General features: G+C 71.9%; 6 protein-coding genes. 5 read left to right on the plus strand and 1 reads right to left on the minus strand.

Annotated elements, in window-relative coordinates:
• The first annotated feature begins 49 nt into the window (after window positions 1-49).
• Complete coding sequence (locus tag ACFQ87_RS41170; protein ID WP_380616100.1) at window positions 50-1090, plus strand: LLM class flavin-dependent oxidoreductase; 1041 nt, start codon at window positions 50-52, stop codon at window positions 1088-1090.
• 126 nt (window positions 1091-1216) lie between these two features.
• Here the strand turns inward: ACFQ87_RS41170 and ACFQ87_RS41175 are convergent, their stop codons facing one another.
• A complete protein-coding gene (locus ACFQ87_RS41175; RefSeq protein ID WP_380616087.1) occupies window positions 1217-1783 on the minus strand; it encodes a Uma2 family endonuclease in 567 nt (188 codons plus the stop codon).
• A 162-nt stretch (window positions 1784-1945) separates the two neighbouring features.
• Between ACFQ87_RS41175 and ACFQ87_RS41180 the strand changes: the two genes are divergently transcribed.
• The 4 genes from ACFQ87_RS41180 (at window position 1946) to ACFQ87_RS41195 (ending at window position 4900) form a co-directional block, all read left to right on the plus strand.
• Window positions 1946-2503, plus strand: a complete 558-nt coding sequence (locus ACFQ87_RS41180) for a PadR family transcriptional regulator (RefSeq protein WP_380616088.1) — start codon at window positions 1946-1948, stop codon at window positions 2501-2503.
• Window positions 2500-3354: an NAD(P)H-binding protein gene (locus ACFQ87_RS41185; protein WP_380616089.1), complete on the plus strand. Its 855-nt coding sequence runs from the start codon at window positions 2500-2502 to the stop codon at window positions 3352-3354. The genes ACFQ87_RS41180 and ACFQ87_RS41185 overlap by 4 nt, the downstream gene beginning before the upstream one ends.
• Complete coding sequence (locus tag ACFQ87_RS41190) at window positions 3347-3811, plus strand: cupin domain-containing protein (protein ID WP_380616090.1); 465 nt, start codon at window positions 3347-3349, stop codon at window positions 3809-3811. Before ACFQ87_RS41185 ends, ACFQ87_RS41190 begins: the two co-directional genes overlap by 8 nt.
• 81 nt (window positions 3812-3892) lie before the next feature.
• The gene (locus ACFQ87_RS41195; RefSeq protein WP_380616091.1) at window positions 3893-4900 is read left to right on the plus strand and encodes an NADP-dependent oxidoreductase; all 1008 of its coding nucleotides are present in this window, start codon (window positions 3893-3895) and stop codon (window positions 4898-4900) included.
• The last annotated feature ends 72 nt before the right edge of the window (window positions 4901-4972 follow it).

Here is a 4972-nt window from a genome sequence, read left to right on the forward strand (position 1 = left end):
CCCCGACCGGCCCTCCCGGGGCCGCCCGATCCCACGCGGAGCCGCCACCATGCCGCCCTCCCCCCGCCCGCTGCGGAAACTCGGCTTCCTGACCATCGGGCTCTTCGACGAAGCCGACCCGCGGCGCGGCCACGAGACCACCCTGGAACTGATCACCCTCGGCGAGCAGCTCGGCTTCGACAGCGCCTGGCTGCGCCACCGCCACCTCCAGTACGGGATCTCCTCCCCCGTCGCCGTCCTCGCCGCCGCCACCCAGCGCACCAGCCGCATCCAGCTCGGCACCGCCGTCACCCCGCTCGGCTGGGAGAACCCGCTGCGGCTCGCCGAGGACCTCGCCACCGTCGACCTGCTCTCCGGCGGCCGGCTCAACCCCGGCTTCAGCGTCGGCCCGCCCGTCCACTACGAGCAGGTGCGCGGCGCGCTCTACCCCGACACCGGCGAGGACGAGGACTTCGGCTACCGCCGGGCCGAGCGGCTGCTCGCTTTGGTCCGCGGCGAGGAGGCCTCCGACTTCGCCGGCACCGAGGGCATCGAGGTGTACTCAAGCCGCGTCCAGCCGCACTCCCCCGGCCTGGCCGACCGGCTCTGGTACGGCGCCGGCAGTCTGCGCTCGGCGCGGTGGGCCGGCGAACACGGGCTCAACCTGCTCACCAGCAGCGTGGTCAAGCCCGAACAGACGGATTCCGTACCGGCCTTCGCCGAGATCCAGGCCGAGCAGATCCGCACCTTCCGCGCCCTGCACCCCGACCGTGAGCGGGCCCGGGTCTCCCAGGGCCTGGTGATCATCCCCACCGACAGCGCGACCCCCGAACAGCGCGCCAAGTACGAGGCCTACGCCCTCGCCCGCACCCCGCGCACCCTCACTCCGCAGGGCCCCAACCGGCTGCTCTTCGCACCCGACCTGGTCGGCACCTCCGCGGAGCTCGTCGAGCGGCTGCACGCCCACGCCGGGTTCCGGGAGGTGGACGAGGTCGCCGTCGCACTACCGTTCAGCTTCGAGCACGAGGACTACGTGCAGATCCTCACCGACCTCGCCACCCGCCTCGGGCCCGCCCTCGGCTGGGCGCCGTCGGCACCCGGGCAGGGTTGAGCGGCCGAGCTGGACCCGCCACCCGCCCGGCCTCACCAACACCGCAGTGATCTCGGCGAGTTGAGCCGCAACCAGACCTGGCCGGGCGGCGCCCCGAGCCACTCCCGATCAGTCCAAAGGAACGGTTCAGAACTCGTCGGTGTCAAGGTCGAGCTGGAAGGGCTCAGGGAGCCGCACCGGAACACCGAACGGGTGCGGCCCTTCGACCCGGGTGTAGCCGAGTCCGCCGGCCTGCGAGAACAGGGTGCAGGTTCGCTCCTGACGGTCCACCAGTAGGTAGAGCGGCGCGCCGAACTGCGCATAACGACGACGCTTCACGGTGCGGTCCGTGTCGCCGTTCGAGGGGGAGGTGACCTCTACAACGAGGACCGTCTGTTCGGGCAGCAACGCGCCTTCGGCCTTGGCCAGTTCAGCCGGTACGACTGCCAGGTCGGGCACGTAGAAGTTCTCCGTTCCCGGCAGGTCGAGATTGCCGGAGCCCGCCCGCAAACTCAGCTCGCGCATGCGCGGTCCGATCTGTTCGCGGATCAAGTCGACGGCGCGTTCGTGGGCCCAGGTTGGTGACACGGGGGTGATGACTCCCTCGATGATCTCGACGCGATCGCCCACGATGTGCTGGATCGCGTACTTGAGCGCCTGCTCCGGGTTCGGTACCTGGCTGTAGTCGCCGGGCCCAACGTGCGCTGTGCTCACTTGCTGTTCTCCTTCCGGCGCCGGACCTCCGCGCTCGGGGGGCTGCCCGCCGGTAAGAGTACCGACGCCGCATCACCGCCACCGCGCGCTACGCCGAACGAGGCCCCTATGCGGCCATAGTCGCGTTTGACTACCCAACGATAATCGTGTTTGACTACCATCGTGAGCACATCTCGACTCTTCGCACTCAGCGCCCTCGCCCGGGGCGGCCCGATGCACGGCTACCAGATCCGGCAGGCGGCGCAGCTGGACCGGACCGACCTGTGGACGGACGTCAAGCCCGGGTCGCTCTACAGCGTTCTGCACCGGATGGCCGGGGACGGGCTGGTCGAGGTGGTCCGCAGTGAGAAGGTGGGCAATCCGCCGGAGCGGACCGTCTATGCGATCACCGACCGGGGGCGGCAGGAGCTGGCCGCCCTGCGGGACGCGGCGCTGCGCAGGGTGCGGCTGCTGCCCGATCCGGTGGACCTGGCGTTGCAGTACACCTCGGACCTCTCGGGAGCGGAACTGGTCGAGACGGTCGCCGCGCGGAGGCAGGCGGTGGCCGGTCAGATCAGCCTGTTCGAGGCGGAGTTCGAGGCCGCCAAGCCGGATCTGACCGGCCTCGAACCGTGGATCTTCGAGCACTGCCTGGCCCGACTGCGGGCCGACCTCGCCTGGCATGACGACCTGCTCAACTCCCTTGAACGGAACGAGCGGAACTCCCGGAGGACCTCGTGATACTCGTCACCGGCGCGACCGGCACGGTCGGCCGCGCCCTCGTCGACCAGCTGGCCGCCCTCGGCGCGCCCGTGCGCGCCGTCACCCGTCGCCCCGACCGGGCCGCACTGCCCGAGGGCGTGGACGTCGTCTACGCCGACCTGGGCGAGCCGGACTCGCTGACCGCCGCACTCCGCCGTGTACGGAGGGTGTTCCTGCTCTCCGACGGGCCGGACATCCCTCGCCATGACGCCAACCTCGCCCGCGCGGCCGCCCGGGCCGGGGTCGACTCCGTCGTGAAGCTGTCCTCCGGCCGGGTCGCCGATCCGAGCGCCGCCGATCCCGTCCCGCGCTGGCACCGGGCGGGTGAACAGGCCGTCCTGGACGCCGGGTTGGCGTGGACGTTCCTGCGGCCGATGGGCTTCATGTCCAACGCCCTCGCCTGGGCCGGGCCGATCCGCGCGACCGCCGCCGTCGAGGCGCCGTTCGCCGCCGGACGGGTCGCCGTCATCGACCCGGCGGACATCGCCGCCGTCGCCGCCCGCGCCCTGACCGAGGACGGGCACGGTGGCCGGGCCCATCTGCTGACCGGCCCGCAGGCGCTCTCGCCCGGTGAGATGGTCGCGACGCTGGCCGAGGTGCTGGGCCTGCCGCTGGCCTTCACCGAGGTGTCACCGGCGGCCGCCCGGGAGGCACTCCTCGGGCACGGCGTCTCCCCCGAGATGGCGGACGCGATCACGGCGCTGCGCGCCGCCTCGCTGGAGCCGTTCACCGCGACCGTCACCCCGACGGTGGAGCAGCTGACCGGCCGTCCGGCGGCGACGTTCCGGGCCTGGGCCGAGCGTCACCGGAAGGAGTTCGGCCATGGCTGAGGCGCGCCGCGAACCGGTCATCCTGCCGCCCGGGTGCGGCGGCCGCTTCCACGTACCGGGCGGCCCGTACGTGATCAAGCTGACGGGTGAGCAGACCGGCGGCTCGCTGGCCGTGCTGGAGTCCACCTTCCAGCCCGGCGAGGGCGCTCCGCTGCACCTGCACCGCGGCCACGACGAGACCTTCCAGGTGGTCAGCGGCGCGTTCCGGCTGCGCTGCGACGACCGGGTGACCGAGGCGGGCCCGGGCGGGTTCATGCACGTCCCGCGCACCCATCCGCACTCCTTCACCGCGATCGGCGACACCCCGGCCACTATCCTGGTGGCCCTGACCCCGGCCGGTTTCGAGCGCTTCTTCATCGAGGCGGCCGCCCTCGCCGCGTCCGGGCGCCCGGACCGCCGACTGATGGAGTCGATCCTCGCCACCTACGACCAGGAGCTGGTCGACGGGGAGCTCTGACCAGGCCTGGTCAGATGACTAAGCGCTTGCTTACACTCATGTCCCTGCCCTGCTGAACCCGAGCACGCCCCAGGAGATGCCATGACCGGAGTGAACCGCCAGATCCGCCTTTCCCGCCGACCGGTCGGGGAGGTCCGGGCCGAGGACTGGGCGCACGGCGAGGAGCCCGTGGGCGTGCCGGGCGACGGCGAGTTCCTGGGGCGGACCCGGTACATCTCGCTCGACCCGGCCATGCGCGGCTGGCTGGACGACCGGCCCTCGTACCTGCCGCCGGTGGGCCTGGGCGAGGTGATGCGGGCCGGCTCGGTGGTCGAGGTCGTCGCGTCCAACCACCCGAAGTTCCAGGTCGGCGACCACGTGGTGGGCGCCTTCGGGGTCCAGGAGTACGCGGTGTCCGACGGCAAGGGGGCGCTCACCGTGGATCCCGCGCTCGCGCCGCTGTCGGCGTACCTCGGAGCGCTCGGGATGCCCGGGATGACGGCCTACTTCGGGCTACTGGAGGTCGGGGCGCTCAAGGAGGGCGAGACCGTGGTGGTCTCCGGCGCCGCCGGGGCCGTCGGCACCCTGGTCGGGCAGATCGCCAAGATCAAGGGCTGCCGGGTGGTCGGGATCGCCGGCGGTCCGGAGAAGTGCGCACTGCTGACCGACGAGCTCGGCTTCGACGCGGCGATCGACTACCACGCCGAGGACGTCCGCAAGGCGCTGCGCACCCACGCCCCGGACGGCATCGACGTCTACTTCGACAACGTCGGCGGCCCGATCCTGGACGCCGCGCTGACCCAGCTGGCGATGCACGCCCGCGTGGTGATCTGCGGCGCGATCAGCCAGTACAACAACGAGACCGCCGTGCAGGGCCCGTCCAACTATCTCTCACTGCTGGTGCGGCGGGCCCGCATGGAGGGCTTCGTGGTCTTCGACTACGCCCGCCGCTACGCGGAGGCGGCCGCCGAGCTCGCGGGCTGGATCGGCGACGGCCGGATCAAGGTCAAGGAGCACGTGGTCGAGGGCACCGTGGACGACTTCCCGGAGACCCTCTTGATGCTGTTCCGCGGCGAGAACACCGGCAAGCTGGTGCTGCGCCTGGCGTGACCGACTCCTCGGGCGGCCGCCGTCCCCGTGCGGCCGCCCAAGGCCGAACCTCGACGGACACGAAGAAGGTAC

It is taken from the genome of Kitasatospora sp. NPDC056531 (genome assembly GCF_042794375.1).
GTDB lineage: Bacteria > Actinomycetota > Actinomycetes > Streptomycetales > Streptomycetaceae > Kitasatospora.